Annotated in this window: 27 protein-coding genes; 25 read left to right on the forward strand and 2 right to left on the reverse strand. The window is 34.0% G+C overall.

Annotated elements, in window-relative coordinates; all coding sequences use genetic code 11:
- Nucleotides 1-58 precede the first annotated feature (58 nt).
- Nucleotides 59-301, reverse strand: coding sequence for a helix-turn-helix transcriptional regulator (locus LQV47_RS14860; protein WP_230038173.1), 243 nt, complete (start codon nt 299-301; stop codon nt 59-61).
- Between the two features lie 520 nt (nt 302-821).
- Here LQV47_RS14860 and LQV47_RS14865 point away from each other — a divergent pair.
- Nucleotides 822-986 (forward strand): hypothetical protein, encoded by a 165-nt coding sequence (locus LQV47_RS14865; RefSeq protein WP_230038175.1) that lies wholly within the window; start codon nt 822-824, stop codon nt 984-986.
- Between the two features lie 71 nt (nt 987-1,057).
- Nucleotides 1,058-1,345 (forward strand): hypothetical protein, encoded by a 288-nt coding sequence (locus LQV47_RS14870; protein ID WP_230038177.1) that lies wholly within the window; start codon nt 1,058-1,060, stop codon nt 1,343-1,345.
- 287 nt (nt 1,346-1,632) lie between these two features.
- On the opposite strand, the gene LQV47_RS14875 is transcribed toward LQV47_RS14870, so the two are convergent.
- The gene (locus LQV47_RS14875; protein WP_047494014.1) at nt 1,633-1,980 is read right to left on the reverse strand and encodes a helix-turn-helix domain-containing protein; all 348 of its coding nucleotides are present in this window, start codon (nt 1,978-1,980) and stop codon (nt 1,633-1,635) included.
- Nucleotides 1,981-2,062: 82 nt separating this feature from the next.
- Between LQV47_RS14875 and LQV47_RS14880 the strand changes: the two genes are divergently transcribed.
- From LQV47_RS14880 to LQV47_RS14990, 23 genes are all read left to right on the forward strand, one after another.
- Nucleotides 2,063-2,572, forward strand: a complete 510-nt coding sequence (locus LQV47_RS14880; protein ID WP_230038179.1) for a hypothetical protein — start codon at nt 2,063-2,065, stop codon at nt 2,570-2,572.
- 511 nt (nt 2,573-3,083) lie between these two features.
- The gene (locus LQV47_RS14885; RefSeq protein ID WP_084085584.1) at nt 3,084-3,689 is read left to right on the forward strand and encodes a hypothetical protein; all 606 of its coding nucleotides are present in this window, start codon (nt 3,084-3,086) and stop codon (nt 3,687-3,689) included.
- Between the two features lie 292 nt (nt 3,690-3,981).
- Nucleotides 3,982-4,212, forward strand: a complete 231-nt coding sequence (locus tag LQV47_RS14890) for a T9SS type A sorting domain-containing protein (RefSeq protein WP_230038181.1) — start codon at nt 3,982-3,984, stop codon at nt 4,210-4,212.
- A 79-nt stretch (nt 4,213-4,291) separates the two neighbouring features.
- On the forward strand, nt 4,292-4,960 hold the full coding sequence (locus LQV47_RS14895) for a hypothetical protein (RefSeq protein WP_230038183.1): 669 nt from the start codon (nt 4,292-4,294) through the stop codon (nt 4,958-4,960).
- A 20-nt stretch (nt 4,961-4,980) separates the two neighbouring features.
- The gene (locus LQV47_RS14900; RefSeq protein WP_230038185.1) at nt 4,981-6,075 is read left to right on the forward strand and encodes a hypothetical protein; all 1,095 of its coding nucleotides are present in this window, start codon (nt 4,981-4,983) and stop codon (nt 6,073-6,075) included.
- Nucleotides 6,076-6,109: 34 nt separating this feature from the next.
- Nucleotides 6,110-7,285 (forward strand): kelch repeat-containing protein, encoded by a 1,176-nt coding sequence (locus LQV47_RS14905; protein ID WP_230038187.1) that lies wholly within the window; start codon nt 6,110-6,112, stop codon nt 7,283-7,285.
- Nucleotides 7,286-7,296: 11 nt separating this feature from the next.
- On the forward strand, nt 7,297-7,821 hold the full coding sequence (locus tag LQV47_RS14910; protein ID WP_047494039.1) for an RDD family protein: 525 nt from the start codon (nt 7,297-7,299) through the stop codon (nt 7,819-7,821).
- A 287-nt stretch (nt 7,822-8,108) separates the two neighbouring features.
- Nucleotides 8,109-8,501, forward strand: a complete 393-nt coding sequence (locus tag LQV47_RS14915) for a DUF5071 domain-containing protein (RefSeq protein ID WP_230038189.1) — start codon at nt 8,109-8,111, stop codon at nt 8,499-8,501.
- An 84-nt stretch (nt 8,502-8,585) separates the two neighbouring features.
- Nucleotides 8,586-9,614 (forward strand): serine hydrolase domain-containing protein, encoded by a 1,029-nt coding sequence (locus LQV47_RS14920; protein WP_230038191.1) that lies wholly within the window; start codon nt 8,586-8,588, stop codon nt 9,612-9,614.
- Nucleotides 9,615-9,618: 4 nt separating this feature from the next.
- On the forward strand, nt 9,619-10,278 hold the full coding sequence (locus tag LQV47_RS14925; RefSeq protein ID WP_230038193.1) for a DUF2461 domain-containing protein: 660 nt from the start codon (nt 9,619-9,621) through the stop codon (nt 10,276-10,278).
- Between the two features lie 81 nt (nt 10,279-10,359).
- Entirely contained in the window at nt 10,360-11,616 is a 1,257-nt protein-coding gene (locus tag LQV47_RS14930; RefSeq protein WP_230038195.1) for a serine hydrolase domain-containing protein, read from the forward strand.
- 136 nt (nt 11,617-11,752) lie between these two features.
- A complete protein-coding gene (locus LQV47_RS14935) occupies nt 11,753-12,373 on the forward strand; it encodes a hypothetical protein (protein ID WP_230038197.1) in 621 nt (206 codons plus the stop codon).
- A gap of 26 nt (nt 12,374-12,399) precedes the next feature.
- On the forward strand, nt 12,400-12,696 hold the full coding sequence (locus tag LQV47_RS14940) for a DUF2695 domain-containing protein (protein ID WP_047494065.1): 297 nt from the start codon (nt 12,400-12,402) through the stop codon (nt 12,694-12,696).
- 56 nt (nt 12,697-12,752) lie between these two features.
- The gene (locus tag LQV47_RS14945) at nt 12,753-13,271 is read left to right on the forward strand and encodes a hypothetical protein (protein WP_156126111.1); all 519 of its coding nucleotides are present in this window, start codon (nt 12,753-12,755) and stop codon (nt 13,269-13,271) included.
- Nucleotides 13,272-13,275: 4 nt separating this feature from the next.
- Nucleotides 13,276-14,034, forward strand: coding sequence for a subclass B1 metallo-beta-lactamase CHM-1 (locus LQV47_RS14950; RefSeq protein ID WP_202272142.1), 759 nt, complete (start codon nt 13,276-13,278; stop codon nt 14,032-14,034).
- Between the two features lie 40 nt (nt 14,035-14,074).
- Nucleotides 14,075-14,500 (forward strand): DUF1801 domain-containing protein, encoded by a 426-nt coding sequence (locus tag LQV47_RS14955; protein ID WP_230038199.1) that lies wholly within the window; start codon nt 14,075-14,077, stop codon nt 14,498-14,500.
- Nucleotides 14,501-14,533: 33 nt separating this feature from the next.
- The gene (locus tag LQV47_RS14960) at nt 14,534-14,833 is read left to right on the forward strand and encodes a hypothetical protein (protein WP_047494075.1); all 300 of its coding nucleotides are present in this window, start codon (nt 14,534-14,536) and stop codon (nt 14,831-14,833) included.
- Between the two features lie 135 nt (nt 14,834-14,968).
- Nucleotides 14,969-15,469, forward strand: a complete 501-nt coding sequence (locus LQV47_RS14965; protein ID WP_230038201.1) for a DUF2004 domain-containing protein — start codon at nt 14,969-14,971, stop codon at nt 15,467-15,469.
- Between the two features lie 20 nt (nt 15,470-15,489).
- A complete protein-coding gene (locus LQV47_RS14970; RefSeq protein ID WP_230038203.1) occupies nt 15,490-16,443 on the forward strand; it encodes a hypothetical protein in 954 nt (317 codons plus the stop codon).
- A gap of 119 nt (nt 16,444-16,562) precedes the next feature.
- A complete protein-coding gene (locus LQV47_RS14975) occupies nt 16,563-18,620 on the forward strand; it encodes a M48 family metallopeptidase (protein WP_230038205.1) in 2,058 nt (685 codons plus the stop codon).
- 151 nt (nt 18,621-18,771) lie between these two features.
- Nucleotides 18,772-19,161: a hypothetical protein gene (locus LQV47_RS14980; protein WP_202272150.1), complete on the forward strand. Its 390-nt coding sequence runs from the start codon at nt 18,772-18,774 to the stop codon at nt 19,159-19,161.
- Between the two features lies 1 nt (nt 19,162).
- Entirely contained in the window at nt 19,163-19,708 is a 546-nt protein-coding gene (locus LQV47_RS14985) for a dihydrofolate reductase family protein (protein WP_230038207.1), read from the forward strand.
- Between the two features lie 68 nt (nt 19,709-19,776).
- Nucleotides 19,777-20,280 (forward strand): DinB family protein, encoded by a 504-nt coding sequence (locus tag LQV47_RS14990; protein ID WP_230038209.1) that lies wholly within the window; start codon nt 19,777-19,779, stop codon nt 20,278-20,280.
- The last annotated feature ends 250 nt before the right edge of the window (nt 20,281-20,530 follow it).

Here is a 20,530-nt window from a genome sequence, read left to right on the forward strand (position 1 = left end):
CCAAGCTCCGAAGTTTTAAGACTTCGGAGCTTGGTTTATATTCTAGTTAAGAACAAATCTAGGATTTCTCATCTATTTTGAAATCCAATAAATCTTTAGGCAATACATTTAGACCTCTGGCCAAATCAATTAATGTAGTAAATGCAAAGTTTCTTTTTCCATTTTCTATATCGCTTACTGTACCTTTAGTAATTTTGGAACTATTTAGGACAACATCATCTTGAGTAAGTCCAGATTTAAGTCTTAAATCTTTGATGTGTTCTCCAAATCTTTTTAGTATTTCATCTTGTAAAATGTCCATTTATTAGCCCTTTATACAAAGGGCGTAATTTTTTTCGCAAATTTTATTACAAGAACTTGTAACAAAATGAAAATTTCTTATATTTGTCAATAGATTACATCTGAAGATGTAATTTTGCGATACTTCAAAGAAATATAGAAGCTATTGCTTAGAACCTTGCTTTTGAAAACTGGTAATTTTTATGCACGCAAGATGATAAGCAGGAAGCTCACGACCTAGGCGTGGGCTCTCTTATCTGTTGCACGGTATACCAGTACCTCTAGTTCAGATATTGTAGAGTCTCATGCCGTTTTTATTTTCATGCTGTTCTGCTTTTCTACAATCATCTTTTTCTAAGCCTGCTTTACCACATACAGTATCATGATACGGTACGATGGGGTGTACAATCCATTGCGGCTTTAGGGCTTTTAGGAAACACAAATTCTATCATATTGATTCGGCTTTTATAGACAGGAAGTTCAGGCATTGCAGGACTTACTACTTTACTGCCGTAAAATCGTACAATAAAAAATGCACACTCATGAAAAAAACCAGAACAGACTTTCAATCCCGGCTTGGGAAAGGCCGGAAGAGACATTACGGCTTACAGCAGATGGAAATATTTTTTCAGCTCAATGATCTGGCAGCATCCAAAGAACTTTTAAACAGCATTATGAGTTATGCCTTAAAAGAAATAGCTGGATAAAAGAAGAACCATCCGTTATTTATCATTTTCATCAAGCGATGCGTTCATTCATCCGTACAAGCTACTTTATCATGTTGAAGGAAAAGAAATTGATGGTCAATACTGAGTTGAAAGGGGTTTCTCCGTTAGTTCTTGGCTTGCTTTCAGAGAAAGAATACCAAAACCCTCTGTTGGTCTTTAAAAAAGCATTCAAAGAATACAGCATCAAGGAATTTGATTATTTTATATCCGGGATGGTCTATTTTTCTCTGGGAGCTTACCGCAATATGCCCGAAAGGAATATCATTAATCCCTATATCCACCTGACTAAAATGCTGGATGCAGCGTACCTTATTATTAAAAGGAAAGGGAAAAAATAAAGCTTTCAAACTTAAAAAAAATGATTTGATGTAAATCCAACTTCTTAATTATACGTCTGTTTAAACTAATCACAAAAGTTTTTATTTTTAAAACACTTTAGTACACTTTAGAAAGTTTAAAATAATACAACATAAAAATACATTGAAGAAAAAAAAATCAAAGATTTTTCAAAACTTATGTGGACGTATTCTGCGCCAGGATATCCTCTTAAGCCCCCCTTAAGTGTTTCAATCTTTTGTGCCTTTTGTGGTTTAATAAAAAAGTTTAAACAGCTTTTATATAAAAATCACTTCTCCTTTATTTTCTTTCTATGCTTCAAGCCAAAATTAATTAGGGCATTGACTACATCTTCAGTTTCTTTGGCGTGTGTGGTAAGTGCATACGAAACTGTAACAGGTTTGGTGTTATTAACCGTTCGGGTAATCAGTAAATTATCTTCCAGTTCCTGCAGCTCTTTGGACAGAACTTTTGGACTTATTCCCAAAGCCATTTCCTGCAAATCTTTGAACCGCATTGTTTCGTAATTATACAGATTATGTAGAATGCAGAATTTCCACTTGCCACCCAATAGTTCAATGGCATCTTTAAGAGCCAATATTTTTTCTTTACTGATGTCATTTTTTTTGATACTCATAAAATAGTTACTTTCCAAAAGGTAATGGATAGTAAAGGTAAAGTTTCTTTCAGATAATTTTATCCTGTAAAAAAAATTAAAAATGAAAGTAACAGTAATTGCCAACATTTCGGCTAATGGTAAAGTATTATTATCTGATCATCCACATCATCAGTTGCCACCAGAAGCAATGGAGTTTTATTTAGCATTTGCGAAAAAGGTTGGGAACCTTGTCATAGGCTTGAAAACCTTTGAAAATTTTTTAACCTTCCCACAGGAAGTCAAAGACCATTTTAGCGGAATAGAAATCGTAATACTCTCTGAAAAACCTTACGTATCAAAAGGCTACAAGACTGTTGAAAGCCCCGAAGAAGCTATTGAATATATGTCAGAAAAGGGGTTGTACGAAATGGCAGTTGGCGGTGGAACAGGTGCTTTTAATGCTTTTATAGACAAAGATTTGGTGACAGACATTTATTTTAATATTCATCCATTAATCACAGGAGTTGGCGGTGTATTAGGAAACAGCAGGGAACTGAACTCAAAATTTAAACATAAAGAATATAACCTTAAAGACGGTTTCATTCAACTGCATCTAAGTAAAGAAGACTGAATAACAACGATCTAAAAAAGGTGAATACAGTCTCAAATATATTCTTGACGAAAAAATATGAATAACCGAGATCAATTATTAACATTACAATCTATCTATTAACAGACCTTCGCTACCGCACGATTGTATCATATGGTTTTGGCTTTTAGATTATATTATTAGAATGTTTAATTTATAATACTTGAACCACACGAAAGGATTCGTGCGGTATCGAGGGGGCAGCGGGGAGCTTACCGCAATATACCTGAAAGTAATATCGTCAATTCATACATTCATCTGACTAAAATGCTGGATGCTGCACACCTTATTATTGAAAGTCGAAGAAAGAAATAAAGAGCGTTAAGCTGCTCAAAGTCTAGTGTGATCGTTGTTTTAAATTTAATTCTACGTCATTGATGAAAACAATCTAAAAATATTAACACAATTGGATCTGTTTTATATTAGGGCAATGTGTAAATTTGGATATTATCTGCCATTTTGCAGAACGTACAAACTGACAAAAAAATAAGATATGGGTTGGAAAGCATCAGCTATAATAATTAATAAACCGACACAGGTAGACAACGAAACGCTACTAACAGAGCTAGGATTTAATAATCTGACAAGAATTGAGGATGAGCCTTTTGAAGTTGCTATTAATCCTGATGACAACAAGGTTTATATCGGTTCATATAAAAACAACTTATTGGTTTGTGCATCCGGCATTCCAACGCAATTTTTTGACGAGAATGAAACCCCAATCGAAAAAACATTCAACCGGATTTTTCCAAATTCTGAAATTTGTTCAATAGTATTACATAGTGCAATTAACTTGTGGGGCTATTCAGTGACAAAGAATGGAAAAAAAATAAGAGCAAGAGCAGGCAATTCAGATGATGGAACATTTGTGGAGATTGGTGAGCCGCTTGACGAAGAAAAAGAACTTTTAAGTAAATCTAAATTAGATGAAAACGGAAATAAAGTTTATGTATTAGACGAATTTCCTGACGAAACATTCAGTGAAGATCAGGTTGGAGAAAACTTTGTTTTTTTAATTTGTAAAAGATATTTTGATCAAGAACTTGACAGTGCACACGATTTGCTCTTTAAAACAACTTTAACAGGATACCAGTATTGAAAAATCGAGCAAGATGAAACACAACCTTTTAACAGGCAACAGAAGAAAAAGCTTAGTGAAAATTTTGGTAATCAGACTTTTCTGGCCTATTTTGATACCACAACCAATAAGGTACAGCAGTTATCCTCCAATATGATTCCCAGAAGACACACTGCAGCGGAAGTATATAACAATAAATTATACATCATCAGCGGAAGTACAACATCTTTTAACCAAATAAGCTATTAAAAGCATACAGGTAGCAGATATCAGTGATAGTACACTTGCCAATACAACCAGTGAAAACCGCGTATTGGAAACAAAAGTTTATACCAATGCACATAGAGACGGTTTTATCATCAGCAATAAAAATAACAGCAATCAGTTTGCATACACGGTTTACTCCACAGATGGGAAGCAGGTCAGTAAAGGTTTTGCCTATTACAATAAAACGATAGATCTGTCCAGAGTACAGCCTGGAAATTATATTTTTAGTTTTAAAAATGAGAAAGGGATTTTGCAGCAGGTTAAAATTTTCAGATAATACCCCTAAATGCTATTGATGATAAATTGTGATCTGGAAACAAATTTTGAGTAATAAAATCATCTTTAAATTCTTAGATTTGAAAACTTATAACTACACTATGACTGCTCAGGAACTTGAATTATTATTATCTGCAAGAGTTCAAACATTTGATCTGAAAAAGACAGCATTCGAGACTCTTCATAAAATACTCTCAGAAAATCCTGAAGATGCAGTTGGTGGTTTTGAACTCAATGAAATCACCTTACAGTTTGACGGATATCAATATCTGGTCAACAAAAGATATAGTGGTCCAATTATCAGAACACGCATAGGCCTGTATGTGAAAAACGAAATTTATCTTAGTGATCTGGAACCTATCGGTTATTACGAGCTTGAAACAGATTTGGATGGCGAAATTATTGACGATTGGTTTATCATAGAAAGTGAAAAGTATATAAAAGACATTGATATCATTTCACATTTTCAACACATGCATCAAAAGATGCCGCTTCAGTATTTGAAAAGAAATCATGTTCAGTATAAATTTATCTCCTACATTTCCTTAGTAGGAACATTATTCATAAGCAAAGAATTTCAGGGAGCAGGAATCTTTATTCACAGAGCACTGCTCTTTTTAGAAACAGATTCCCCCTCACTTAATGAAGTTTATTTAAAGGAGTCAAAGAAATTTCTGAAAATGATAAGTGATTATCTGATAGAAAATAATCTGATATCTGAAGAGTTGAAACAAAAATTAACCCAATAACCTTGGTCTCAAAATTACAAATGGAAGATATTTTTAGAAACTACGAAAAAACAATATCCCGAAAACACAGCATTGGCTTTACACCTAAATATAAAGAAGAATTCAGAACATTTGTGAACGAAGCTCTTTTCATCGCTATTGCAGAAAAAACATTTGAAAAACTAGGTTGGGATCTGGTGTATAAAGACGATTATAATGTAGAAGCAAAATATAAAGTTACAGGTTGGATAAACGGGCGTTGGACTGAAATTATTACAGCGAACTATAAGAATGGTAATGTTTCAGTAAAAAGTGAATCCTTAGGAAACGAAATATGGGATAATGGGAAAAATTCTAAAAGGGTTAAACTATTTATTTACGCTTATCAGGAAACCTTAAAGACTTTTAATATACAAGCACTTAAGGATCTCGAAAAGGAAATAGAAAAGAAAAACAATTGGGATGATTATATCATTCCTGAAACCCTACCACAACCCAAGCCAACAAAAACTCCAAATATAACATTACCAATTATTGGTGGCATATGCATTTCCTTGATAACCGGTTTTTTGGTCGCGCTGCTTTCGATAAAAGGGGTATACTTTATTGGATTATTTGAATTCCTTGTAGCAACAGCTCTTGTCTTTGTAATGAAGTATGTACTTAGATTCTCAAACTATACTGATTTTAATAAGTTACAGTATCTGTTTGGTGCAATGATACTTTTAACCTACATTTCAAACCAATATTTCCAATATGAAGTTATTTTGAATACAAATAATCTTGAGAGAATTGGATTTTTGAATTTTTTACACATAAGATTTTCACAAGGTTTTATAATAAACAAGATAAAGACCGGATGGATTGGATGGATTGTTAGCTGGATTATACAGCTTGGGTTAACCGGTATTTTTGTATATTTCAAACTAGCTAATGCGCTTACAAAATATGTTATTGAAAGAGTACCACCAGAAGTAGTTGACTTTACATTTTATCATCTGTTAAAAGATAAGTCAGAGGAGGAAGTCAGATCCGAGCTTGCTAAAAAGGGATGGTCGGATATACAACGTCAAAATGAAGCTTTTGAAGCAATTGGAGGTCATCAAAATGTAGTAACATTGAGAAGGGTTAAGTAATGCTAATTAAATCAAACACTAAATCATAAAGCCATTGAAAACAAAATTATTATTCCTTTTATTTTTGGGCTCATTGTCAGCCCATGCACAAACACTTCATTTTAAAAATCTCGCTAATATGTCTGCAGGCAGGGGTGCCATAACCAGTGTAATTGTAAATGACAATATATATGTGAGCAATGGATATCAGGAAAAAGGAGGTATCGCCAATTATATTGAGAAATATAATATTACTGATAACAGCTGGAGTGTTCTCAATTCTACTCTATTTACCAAGAAATTTGCTAATTCGGAGACTTACAATAATAAAATTTATATTTTTAACGGTTGGGGAAATAGCCATCTTGAAATTGTAGACCTTGCCACCAATACAATAACGAAGGGGGCTGTTAATCGCTCCTATACAGGAAATGCAGGTTCTGCCATCCATAATGGCAAAATATATGTGTTTGGTGGCAGCGGATTAAGCGGAGCCAAAAACACCGTATTTTCTAATAAATTTCAGGTGTATGATATCGCTTCAAATACCTGGAATTCATTACCGGATATGCCCACAGCCAGAGAAACAAAGGGCAAAATTGTTAATGATAAACTTTATGTCATTGGTGGTTTTAACGGTACCCCATCCCGTCTGATCAATGTTTACGACCTCAATACTAATCTTTGGATCAAGCAATATACGATGCCTGCTGGTATATCGGGACACGCATTAGCAGTATCCGATAATAAGATTTTTATTGTAGGTGGTTTTAATAATCAAACTTTTCTGGCCTATTTTGATACGACAATCAATACATTCCATCAGTTATCATCCAATATGATTCCCAGAAGACATGCAGCAGCGGAAGTATATAACAATAAACTATACATCATCGGTGGAAGTACAACGTCTCTCACCAGCTCAGCCATTAAAAGCATACAGGTGGCAGATATTAACGAAAATGTGCTCTCTGCAAATGTAGCCAATGATGATCATGAAACTGAAACAAGGGTCTATACCAACGCAGCCAGAGATGGTTTTCGGATCAGTAATAAAAATAACAGCAATCAGTTTGAATATACCATTCTCACAAAAGATGGGAAACCAATCAGTAAAGGTTTTGCCTATTATAATAAAATAATAGATTTATCAAAAGTCCGAAGAGGAATTTACTTTTTTAGTTATAAAAATGAAAAGGGGGTTTTACAACAGGTTAAAATTTACAGATAAACCTTAATCCATTGAGAGTATCAGAATTAAAAGTTCACAGAATAATTCGTAGACCATCAAAAATAGTTGACAAGTATGGCAATAGAATTTTTGAAGAATATGAATATGATTTCAAATACAATCCCTATTTTAAGAATAGTGAAACGCAAAGATTATTTGCCAAAATCATTGATATATTGCCATTTATTTTAATCTTAATTTTTCTATGTAACCTGACAGCTCTTCAAAGTTTATTGTGGTCTGTTGTCCTAGTTATGATGTATGGAGCAATTAGTGAAACAATCTTTGGAAAAACTTTAGGAAAAAAAATATTTAATCTAATGGTAATCGATGATTTTGCCCACAAACCATCATTATCAAGATCATTAAAACGAAATATTCTCTGCTTAATAAATTTCTTTCCCACATTTACAGATCAACAAAACAAAACGGTAATGAATTTTAATATGTATTTAAATAACAAATTTGCGGGGACCTATATTATAAAAGAAAAAATGCTGAAAGAAATAGAAGAAATGCTGGAAAAGCAAGCATAAAAATTGTGGAAAGTAAATTCAGAATTTAAGAATGTTGAACTTAAAAAAATCATTTCAAATAGTGTATGGATAAAATGTATAGTTGCCCGATATTTTTTAAAAGCTCCTTCTGCTAATAGTTAAAAAACATTAACTGACAATCGCACACTAAAAAACACTATGATTAAAATGAATTTAAACTTTATTGATATGAGCTACGCAAAGTCTTCCGACTTTTGCCAGTAAAATAGATAATCCAAAGTTTGGAGACTTCGGAGAGCAAGCAGAAATTATAAAAACAGCTAAAAATGATTGAAAATATTAAAAATTTAATTCCAAAAAATAAAGGTGATTTATCTACAGCTGAAAAACTAACCAACTATTCCTATGACGATGTAAAAGAAATTATTCCGAATTTACTCGAATGGCTGCAAGATTTTAACCGGCCAGTGGCAAAACCTGTTTCAGAATACTTAGAAAGCATCAATGATAAAATTACAACAGACTTACTTTCAATTTTAAGAAGCAACGAAGATGAAGTATGGAAATATTGGATTATTACTATTTTTGGCCCTATAACTCAAAGTCCTACTATCAAAAATGAAATAATTCGGATTGCTACTTCTCCAACAAAAAATGAGATCATTCAAGAAGTAGATGAAGTTGCTAAAGGAATTGTGAATAATAGAAATTGGACATAAAAAACTATTGATACCCAACTCCTCAAAGTCCTACGACCTTGAGCAACACAAGAAATTCACAAAACCAATAACAAAAAACTAAACATGCAATCTTATAAACAACTCCTCTTACTTTCCATTATTCTGTTACTTCTAACGAATAATACATGGGCACAAACAAACAGGATCAACCAAATTGATTCTCTGATGAAACGGTCAAGTCAGATGGGTGATTTTAACGGAAATGTTTTAGTGTCAGAAAATAATAGAATTATTTACCATGCTTCTTTGGGCTTCACTGATGCTACGAAAACAAAGAAACTAACAATTGATTACAGGTTTAATATTGGTTCTATTACCAAAGAATTTAGCGGTGTCGCACTGCTTCAATTGCAGGAACAGGGGAAATTAAAGATAGAAGATCATGTTTCCCAATATATTCCGGAATTACCCAAATGGGCCAGTGAAGTCACCATAAAAGATTTGTTACAGTATACAAGCGGACTACCCAATGTAAATTGGAAAAAAATTAAAAATAATAAGGACATTTTTGATGATTTAAAATTAATTGACAAACTAGATTTTGTTCCAGGAACTCAATACGATTACAACATGAATAATGTTTTTCTAAGACAGTTTATTTTGGAACGGATTATGGGAATACCTTTTAACCTGTATGCAGAAAAGTTCATTTTTAAGCCTTGTAAAATGACATCTTCTGTAATGACTCCTTTTGAAAATGAAAACAACATCGCCAAAGGATTTAATAATGATTCAGTGGCGGACAAAGCGGATCTTCCCCTAACAGGAGGAACGTACTTAACGACTCTGGATTTACTGAAATGGTCAGGCTGTCTTCATTCCAATAAAGTCATCAACGCAGATTCATTATTTGAGCTGGGGCAACAATTTAAACTACCGGAAACTCAATCTTCTTTAGGACAGGCAAAATTTAAAAACAGAAAACTAATTGCGCATGTACACGATGGGAGATACGGAAACTATGAAGCCTTATTAGTTTCTGATCTCAATAAAAAGCTGACCATTATTCTGCTAGGAAACAATCACAACGGAAAATTATTTGAAATTTCTGATGCTATTACAGGAATTTTGAAAAACAAAAAAGAAAGATAAGATCATGAAAAAAGCATTTGAATTCCTCAAGCACTTAAAAGAAAATAACAACCGGGAATGGTTTGCCCAACACAAGCCTGAATATGATTTGATTGTAAAAGAAAACAAAGATTTTTTTAATCAGATCTATACTGAACTTCAGGAATATGATAATCTGAAAGGAATTCATATTTTCAGGATTTACAGAGACGTTCGTTTTTCTAAAGATCAGACTCCGTACAAAACCAATTTCGGAGTGGGATATTCCCGTTCAAAACCAATGTTACGAGGTGGATATTATATTCAGCTGGAACCCGGCAACAGTTTTGTAGGAGGTGGATTTTGGGGACCTGAAGCCAAAGACTTACTCCGTATCCGTAAAGAATTTGAAATCAGTACCACGGAAATTGAAAAGATTACCTCTGATAAAACCTTTGTAAAATATTTCGGAGAGCTCAAAGGTGATTCCGTAAAAACGGCTCCGAGAGGTTTTGATAAAAATCATCCGGCTATAGATTTAATCAGAAAAAAGCAATTCGTAGTCATGCGAAAATTCACCGATAAAGAGGTTTTATCCGATAATTTTCAAAAGGAAGCTGTGTTAACTTTACTGGCGATGCGTCCCTTTTTTGATTATATGAGTGAAGTACTGACAACAGACCTCAATGGAGAGCCTTTATTTTAATTCTGAACCAGCTGTTTGAAAATAAAACCCTGATAATGTAATAATTAGACCACTGAAATTGTTTTTATATAAAATGCCAGTATGAAAAATATAAACTACAGCCTTCTTTTTGTTTTAATGATTATTTTCTGTCAGGCACAGAAAAGACAGTCCACGGAATTGATCAAGGTCCAAAAAGAATTAACGGATAAACTCACAAAAATAATTGAGAATACAAGCTTCAATGGATTTGGAGTGGCATTGGTGAATGATCATGATATTTTGTATCAAAACGGATTCGGCGTTGCCACGCTAAAGCCACTTCAAAAATATGATGAAAACACTGTTCAGAATATAGCCTCAGTTTCAAAAACATTGATTGGTATTGCAGTCCTTAAAGCTCAGGAATTGGGAAAACTGAAACTGGATGATCCCGTTAATCAATATCTTCCATTTAAAGTGACCAATCCCTATCATCCGCAAATCCCGGTAACGATCCGGCAATTGACCACCCACACCTCTTCTATCAATGACAATAGCGCCTATTTAAATAATACTGTTGTTTTAAAAGATACTGTCGATCTCGCCAACCATCTACATATTGATATCTCTCCTACCCACTTCAATCCACCTTCTGCAAAAATTTCCATTGAAGAGTTTTTAACTCATGTGCTCAGCGAAAAAGGAAAATGGTATGCTAAAGATGTATTCACCGAAAATAAGCCCGGTGAGCTCTTTAATTACTCCAATATTGGAGCCACCCTGGCAGCACTGGTTCTGGAAAAGGCAACGGGAATGTCTTATGACACATTTACCGCGAAATATATTCTTGGGCCCTTACAAATGAATCATTCGGGCTGGAAATTTAATGCTATCCATTTTTCAAGGTATACGCAGACATTTATCAATAAACAAACACCCTACCCCTATTATTCACTCAATACCTATCCTGACGGAGGATTGCTGACCACCTCCAGTGACATGAGCAAATACCTTCTGGAACTGATGAAAGGATATTTTGGAAATGGAAGCATTCTTTCCAAAGAAAGTTATAAAGAATATTTTACGCCACAGCTGAAAGCCGAAAACTTCAAGGACAGAAGCAACAGTGAATACAGCGACGAATACAATATGGGCATCACAATGGGCTTTGGCTCTACCGGAAACTTTGGCCATACCGGTGGCGATCCGGGAATGAATTCCGTGATATGGTTTTTTAAAGATCAAAAGATGGGCAGATATTTAATCGTCAATACAGATTGGGATCAAAAAGTTTCGGGAAAAGACCAAAAAGCCATTTACGATCTACTGGATGAATATTTTATAAAACTGGATGCACTGAGCAGATTAAAAAGATAACATTTTACACGACAAGTAATAAAAAGAAATAAATTCTGTCATAGTAGCTTTGTTTTGTAGAGCGGTTTTTTCCTAAAATAATATGAATAAATAATACTTATCTTAGAATCTTAATAAAAAAACTGCATATTAAACCATGATTTCAACTCAGGATTATAGTCTATTGCCAGACATAAAAACATTACAAACTATTTCTAAGGCAATTTCTGTTTTAGACGCAATACTTTCTCAAGAGTGGGAATATCGCTACTACTCCTACAACAACAAATGGTCAGATGATGAAGAATTTTTTGAAATGTGGAATGGTTCGGGAGATCAAATGCTTATTTTATTTTCACAAAACGGGTGTGTTATCAATGGATTTGCTCACGAATATCAACAACAAAGTAAACAAGAATTAACAGTAAACTTACCTTCTGTCTTCGATGAATTTATTTTCGGGGAACCTGTAAACTCCATCGGAACCACTTTTTGCCTATGGACAACTGAACACAAAAACTGGCAAAAAGGGCAACTTCAAAACTACGAAGACAATTCTGAAGAAATGTTGAATATTTTTGATGGAAATCCTCAGACCTATATTGATTGGGCTACAGAATATTTTGAAGAAAGAATACCTTTAGAAGCTGTAACAAAAATTTATAATGGACAAACCTTGACAAAAGAAATGGTTTTTACCATTGTTGCAGAGCTCGAAGACTGGGAACAATTGAAAGCTGACCTTGATGAAATAGGATATCCATACAGTTTTCAGTAAAAAAACACTATATAATACCAAGACCTATGGACCAACATGAAAAAGAGCGAAGAAAACAAATCCGAAATGAGCTGAGGCAAAAGCAGCAAGAAGAATTTGAAAAAAGCTTACCCATAAACAGAGAAATTTTTGAAAAATTATTTGACAATCTTGATCATCAGTTAGGAAAAAGAAATTGTGATGACACCAATCAACTTACCGTAGAATTTTTGAAAAAAAATAAAATCGGTAACATTGAAAATGTATTAAGTTGGCTCGCCGATCATGGCGGGTATTGTGACTGTGAAATATTAGCCAACGTTGAAGAGAAATTTGAAAATTAACAGATTCAGTAAAAACAGGGATAATCATCACGGAATTAGACTCAAAAAATAAACTCATGAAAGAAAATAATCTAGATCTAAAATCAATATACGTAGTCATAATAAGCTTGTTGCTATTCATCTCATGCAGTAAAAAACAGGAGCACCTTCTAACTGATCAATATAAAAAGTGGGAAACGCTTGAAATTAAAACAAGATTTCAAACCTTAACAATTTCTAAATTTTCTGACTCTGCTGACTACTACAACATGATTAACAGTAATAAAGAATTTAAAATCATTCCGGAATCAACACCTGAAAAAACAGATCCTGAACAACCGGAGCATAAAATAATACTTTTTACCAAAGCAGAAAAAGACAGTTTGAGTAAGTATATTTATGAATCTGTAACACAGCCCAAATTCACTAATGTTCTGGCAACAGATTACGCAGGAGGCGTTATTCTTAGATTTGATAGAGAAAATATGAATTTGATGTGCGAATATAATTCTGTTGGAGATTGGACTACAGTTTCGGAAAACACTGAAAAGATTTATAATCTGATCAGCAAAAAAGTTGAAATATCAAAGCAATAAACCTATGAAAACTACCCTTACCCATATAGTCGCTATAGTATTCTCTTTCGTCATCATAAGCTGTGGCTCTCAACATAAAGACCATTTTAAAGCAAAAGAAGTGTATACATCTCCCCATCTGGTTATTACCCAGATTTCTGAACATTCTTTTATCCATACTTCTTTTAAACAAACCAATGATTTTGGTAATGTTCCCTGCAACGGACTTGTTGTAAAAAATAATAATGAAACCATTGTTTTCGACACCCCCATTAATGACAAAAGTTCAGAAGAACTGATACAGTGGATCAATGGAACACTTCATGCAAAAATAAATGCCGTTATTCCTACCCATTTCCATGATGACAGTTCAGGAGGATTGCAGGCTTTTCATAATCATCATATTCCTTCCTATGCCTATTCCAAAACCATTGAATTAGCCAAAGAAAACAAGTTTGTAATTCCTGAAAACAGTTTTAATGATTCGCTGGTTTTAAAAGTTGGCAATGAAAAAACTATCACGAGGTTTTTCGGTGAAGGTCATACCAAAGATAATGTGGTAGGGTATTTCCCTGGTGAACATATATTGTTTGGAGGCTGTTTATTAAAAGAGCTTGATGCGGGTAAAGGATATCTGGGAGATGCTAATGTGGCAGCATGGTCCAATACAGTTGAAAAAGTAAAAAAAGAATATCCTGATGTGAAAATTGTGGTTCCGGGACATGGAGAATATGGGAACGGAAAACTACTGGACTATACCATTACATTATTTAAAACTCAATAAAAAATTCTCCTAATAATAACTTGCAATATTAAAATTGTATATGAACACCGAGGAACAAATTCAGGAATATATCAACAGTCAGCATGAACCAAAACGTACCGACATGCAAGAGCTGCACCGCATCATTTTGGAACTTATACCGGAATCTCAGTTGTGGTTTCTGGATGGAAAAAACAGTGAAGGCAAAACAGTTTCCAATCCCAATATCGGATATGGGTTTCATACCATGCAATATACTGATGGAAAAACCAGAGATTTTTATCAGGTGGGAATGAGTGCCAACACAACCGGGATTTCTATTTATATTTTGGGAATTGAGGATAAAAATTATTTGGCTCAAACTTATGGTGAAAAAATAGGTAAGGCAAACGTAACAGGATATTGTATTAAGTTTAAAAAACTAAAAGATATTAACATTGAAATCCTTCAGGAAGCCATACAGTTCGGATTACAACAAAACCCCTAGTTTCCCGTCCACTTTAAGCAAAAAGCACAAACCATGAAAAATTCTTCAAATACTATAACCGGTACACTGACCCTCTTTTTTGTTTTAGGGTTGCTGTCAATTCTTATTGGAATAATTTTTTCCATTATTGCCTTCGACAGTGTATCTGCACAGGATGGTTTGGCCGGAATGTATGCATTATTCGGATTAATTCCTGTTGTCATCATTATGATCATAGACAGAATTTGTGTCTGGAAGTTGGGGCCAAAGAAAGTGAACAAAGTCCAGTTCTATATTGCCGGAATATTCATTGTGCTATTTATTCTTAACTGGATAAGACTACAACTTCAATGAACACAAAAAAGACATTTAAAACCAAAAACAGGAAATAAGAAAATATCCTGAAAATTTCCATCATCACCAGGAGATGAAGTAAGTAAAATGGTATATTAGCAGAAAGCTTAGATAAAGGCATAAAAAAGAATAACCATGGCAGAATACACACTACCCTATTTTGGACAACTATCAACAGAAGATATTGAAGAATATTATGATGTGACGATTGATTTTAATGGCAATGAAATTCAACTGAACTTAAATTTCGAAAACAACAGCATTGCCCCTTCCCAATTGGATAAAGTAAAAAATTACCTTGAAAATATCGGGAAATTTGACAGCCTTAATAAAACATATATTCTGGATGATTATCATGATGAAGACGGTGAAACCGTAAAATTTTATGTAGAACACCATCTTGAAGAATGTGAGAAAGAAGAGCTTTCGGCCCTGATCAACTTCGATGATTCAACCACTCAGCCGGAACAACAGCTTTTGAAAAAACTGGAACTGGTTCGGGTTGGAATTTATCCTGACAGTGAAGACAGCTTTGCCATTTCAGACTATTCAATTGGCCGGGATATTACAGATTATTTGGTGGTAATCAATACCGACGAAAACGGAAAGCTAGATGATATGGCCATGGAAAGCTAACATAAAAAAATAAAACACCAATGTCAAATGCTGAAAAGATAATTAACGAAATCGATATATTTTTAGAAAAGTCGATGCTTAAAACTTCTACAATCACCGGGGAAGAATTCATCAGTTTTATAGAGGAGAAATGGGAAGAAGCCGATGATGAAAAATATGATATATATCAGGCTTACATCATAAGCAGCCGGATGATTAATGAATATATCCGGGGAAAAGATTTCGAAAATATGATGAGATGGCTGGAGATTTCTGACCGTCACTCCGCTGCTCACAAAAATGCGTCTTATATCCGGAATTATTATGCAGGAGAATGCTGCCTGGAATGTGGCAATGAAGAAAAAGCCCTGGAATATTTCAACTTATGTTATGCTGAAAATCAGGAGTATATTTTTTCAAGAGCCCCTTTTTGCTATGAGTTCTTCAATAAACATCTCGATCATCCCAGAAACCTGCCTGATCAGAACGAAAGTGATGATGACTATTTTGAACTTAGTATTGAACTGAAGCACTGGCAGACTTTCTTCCAAAAAGAAGATCCTGAATTTTATTACGAACTCTTGGATGAGGAAGATGACTATATGGATGAACCAACCCCGGCACAGGAAAATGGATTACATTACCTACAGGAAAACCAGGAAGTCGTCTTAGAAAAAATATTGGCTGAACTTTTAAAGCAATACCCCGGCCTACAAAAAAATTACAACTATTCTGAAGAAGACAAAACAGATTTTATGCCTGATTTAAAAGATATACAAGGTTTTGCTCATCTTCTGTCACCAACTTATTTTTATGTTACCTCAGTGGTTAAGGATCACTACCCATACATCGGGTTAGGATTTTCCTGTTCATGGGACAGCGAACATGGTTTGGGAATTATGATTCATAAAGACCGGATTATAGAAATAGGAAGTGCGGCCACAGCATTTGACAGCTGGGCAGCAGAAAAAGATCTAAACAGTATTAATAGCTAGTTTCGGTACATCTACCCATCACGAAACGATATAAAAAATCTCAGAAACCACTCTATTTTTTTGAGTGGTTTTTTGTTTTTTTAGCTTTATGAATGTAATATTGTAAAAAAATTATTACCATGTACATTCAGGTTTCTGAAGATTTCAAAAAGAAGAGTAAATCCGCTATTCTGGCGATCAGCATTTTCGTCATTGTATATATCCTTATGTTTCTTTTTACCATTATTTTGGCTGTAGCCTGTATTGGTGGAGGAATTTTACTTATCATAACCAAACCAATGTTTCTAACCCTCATGTTGGGAATAGGCGCTGCAGGAACCGGCGTCTGTGTTTTCTTTTTTATCATCAAATTTTTATTCAAGAAACATATCAACGACAGAAGTTATCTTACAGAAATTACAAGAACACAGGAGCCTCAGCTTTTTAAAATGATTGATGAGATTGTAAAAGAAGCTGAAACGGATTTTCCTAAAAAAGTATATCTATCCTATGATGTCAATGCCAGTGTTTTTTATGATTCAAGTTTTTGGAGTATGTTTCTTCCTATTAAAAAAAACCTGACCATAGGGGTGGGATTAATCAACACTTCTACAAAACAGGAATTAAAGGCTGTACTCTCTCACGAATTCGGACATTTTTCCCAACGTTCTATGAAGGTGGGAAGTTATGTGTATAATGTAAACCAGATTATTTTTAATCTTGTTAATGATGATCAGTCCTATCGGAACTCTATAGAAAGCTGGGCAAGTATGAGTGGTTATTTTTCCATTTTTGCAGCGATTTCCCTTTTTATCACCAATAAAATCCAATGGGTTCTTTCAAAAATGTATTCTTTTGTCAATATCCGTCATATGGCACTTTCCAGAGAAATGGAGTTTCATGCCGATGAAGTGGCTGCCCATATTGCAGGTTCCGTTTCATTGGAAGAATCTCTTCTCAGAATAGAACTGGCAAGCAACTCCTATAACAATGTGATTAGTTTTTACGATGCCAAGGTGTCAAAAAATCAGGCAAGCAAAAATATTTACAAAGAACAGTCTTTCGTGATGAATTTTCTAGCCACGCAAAATGAACTGGAAATGAAACATGATCTTCCGAATGTAAAACTTTCAGAATCCGGTCTTTTTAATAAATCAAAACTGATGATTGAGAACCAATGGGCATCACACCCTTCTCATGAAGAGCGTATCGCAAGACTTCGAAAACTTAATATTATAAAGGATACCGACAATGAGCACGCTAAAAACTTATTCCAGGACTTTGAAAAAACTGAGGAAAAACTTACCGCAAAGCTCTTTTCAAAGGTAAAATACCAGAAAGGAAAAACTGAGCTGGAACTGGATGTTTTTAAAACAGAATTTGAAGAACAGTACAACAGGGATTCTTTTGACAAAATTTTCAACAGTTATTACGATAACAAAAATCCTGATTTTACCATTCAGGAAAACCACATTGTCAAAGATCTTCTTTTTGACGAACTTTTCAGCAAAGAAAAAGTGGAATTGGTCTACACCCTGATCGCCCTTGAAAATGATAAAAAAACAATAGAAGCTATTGCCAGTAAAGAATTGGTTTTAAAAACATTTGATTACGACGGAAAGAAATATACGGTTAAGGAAGCTAAAAACCTGATTCCTGAAATCAACCATTCTATTTCTGAAATACAAAAACAAATTCAGCAGAATGATTCCGATATCTATCATTATTTCCTTTCCTCCACAGATGATTCCTGTAAAAAAACAGAATTTATAAATGCCTATCAGCTTCTTTCAGCATATGACGCAAGCTATGAGGAAAAATTAAAGGTTTATACAGATATTGCTCATGCAACAGCCTTTATGAGCACGAAAACTATGCCTGAGCAGATCAAACGAAATTTCCTGAACCTAAAACCATTGGAGGATACATTAAAAAATGAAATCAGGCCTTATTTAGAAAATACATCTATCTCATTTTATCTGGAAGAACAGGATGTCAAAGATCTGAACTACTATATCGAGAACCATTTAATATACTTCAACAACGATCATTATATTGATGCCCATCTGCAGCTTCTGATGAGAGCGATCAATGTTTATCCTTATCTTCTCAACAGAAAATATTTCCTGCTAAAGAAAGACCTTTTGAATACAATGAAAGATTTGGCAAATTCTGGTTATACGGAGAAGGTGAATTGATATTGTGCCCTGAACTTTAAAGTAAAGAATTAATTACTTCCAGTTTCGATTTATCTTCCTTACCTCACTTTGTGAAATCTTTTTTATTAATTTAGTTCGTCCGAAATTAATAGCGTTCTTCTTTAAAAACATACAAGAATACGATCTGAAAATGAATACAAAACTGGATACCATCCTATTTTACGTGAAAAATATTGAAGTGATGAAAAACTTTTATGTTGAACACTTTAATATAAAAGTCATTGAAGAAGATGATATGTGGGTATTGCTGGATGTAGGTGCTGTAAACCTGGCATTTCATAAAATCGGAGATCAGTATCTCGAAAAGATAGACGAAGGATATTTATTTGATAACAATACCAAAATAGTTTTTACAATTGATCTTGATATAGAATCAGCCAGAAATGAACTTCTTTCAAAAAATGTTCAGATGAGAGAAGTTAAAACATTTGACAACTATGGTTTTTGGTTGTGCGACGGAACAGATCCTGAAGGAAATGTATTTCAATTAAAAACTAAAAAAACAAATTCCCCACTGTAAAATGAAACAAGTATTATTAGATTTAGCTATCACTCTAGACGGGTTTATCGAAGGACCCAACGGAGAAACCGACTGGTGTATTATGGATGACGACATGGATTTTGACGGTTTCCTTTCAGGAATTGACACCATTTTTTATGGAAGAATAAGCTATGATGCCTGGGGAAATTATCTACCGGAAGAAAATGCTACTCCGGAAGAGCAAAAACTTTGGGAAGCTGTTCATTCAAAAAATAAATTTGTGTTTTCAAGCCAACACAGAGAAGATAAAAATGCAACCTTTATCAATACTGATATTATAGAAAAAGTTTCTGAAATCAAGAAACAGGGTGGAAAAGATATCTGGCTATACGGAGGGGCAAGCCTCATTACGACTTTTATTAAAAATAACCTGATCGATGTTTACAGAATTTCTGTTCATCCAATTGCTTTAGGTAGTGGGAAACCTTTGTTTGAAGATTTGAAAGAGCGACTTAATTTAAAATTAATAAAAACCAATGTTTTTAAATCCGGAGTGGTACAGCTTATTTATACTCCTCACTCATGAAAAATTTCGCATAATGCTTTCACTTGATCTTTAAAATTGAATATAAACCAATCAAAATATAAACTATTATGAGCTTAAAAACACTAGTCACCAAAAGCGTTCAGTACAACAGCTGGGTATTCAACAAATATCTTGACTGGTTATCCACAAAATCCGATGAACAGCTTAATCAGGAAACCATTTCAAGTTTTCCGACCATCCTGAAAACATTACACCATATCTGGCAGACCCAGGAATACTGGTGGAGTTATATTTCTGAAAGCAATGACTTTGATTTTACACAGACGGCAGCTACAGATAGTAAAGAAGAGGTTTTTAACGCCTTAAGAAATAACTCACAAAAGCTTGTGGATTATGTAGAAAACTTATCTGAAGAGGATCTGGAAAAAAATATAAAAGTTGAATCCCAATGGTTCCAATGTGATTTTACAAAATATGAATATATTCAACATATTATTATCCATGGAACTTTTCACCGTGGGCAGATTGTAACAATGGGAAGAAATATAGGAATAACGGACGCCCCAATGACAGATTTTAATTTCTGGAATATTTATAAAGATCAAAAATAATTTCTCTACAGCCTCCAAACCATCACAACAAACCTATGAGGTTTCAGCTCCAACTACGATACCGGCAAAATATATTTATCTTACACTAAGCTTTTCCGCAAGATTAAAATCGTATTTTTCTAAACACATCAATTGCTGTGAATAAAATGTGGATAACTTTTTCATCACCTAAAATCCAGCCTACAAAAAATGTTCTAAAATCCAGGCAGTGAGATCCTTTATTGACGGATATGTTTTAAACATTGTGGAT

Source organism: Chryseobacterium sp. Bi04 (genome assembly GCF_918698085.1).
In the GTDB taxonomy this organism is placed as follows: Bacteria; Bacteroidota; Bacteroidia; order Flavobacteriales; family Weeksellaceae; genus Chryseobacterium.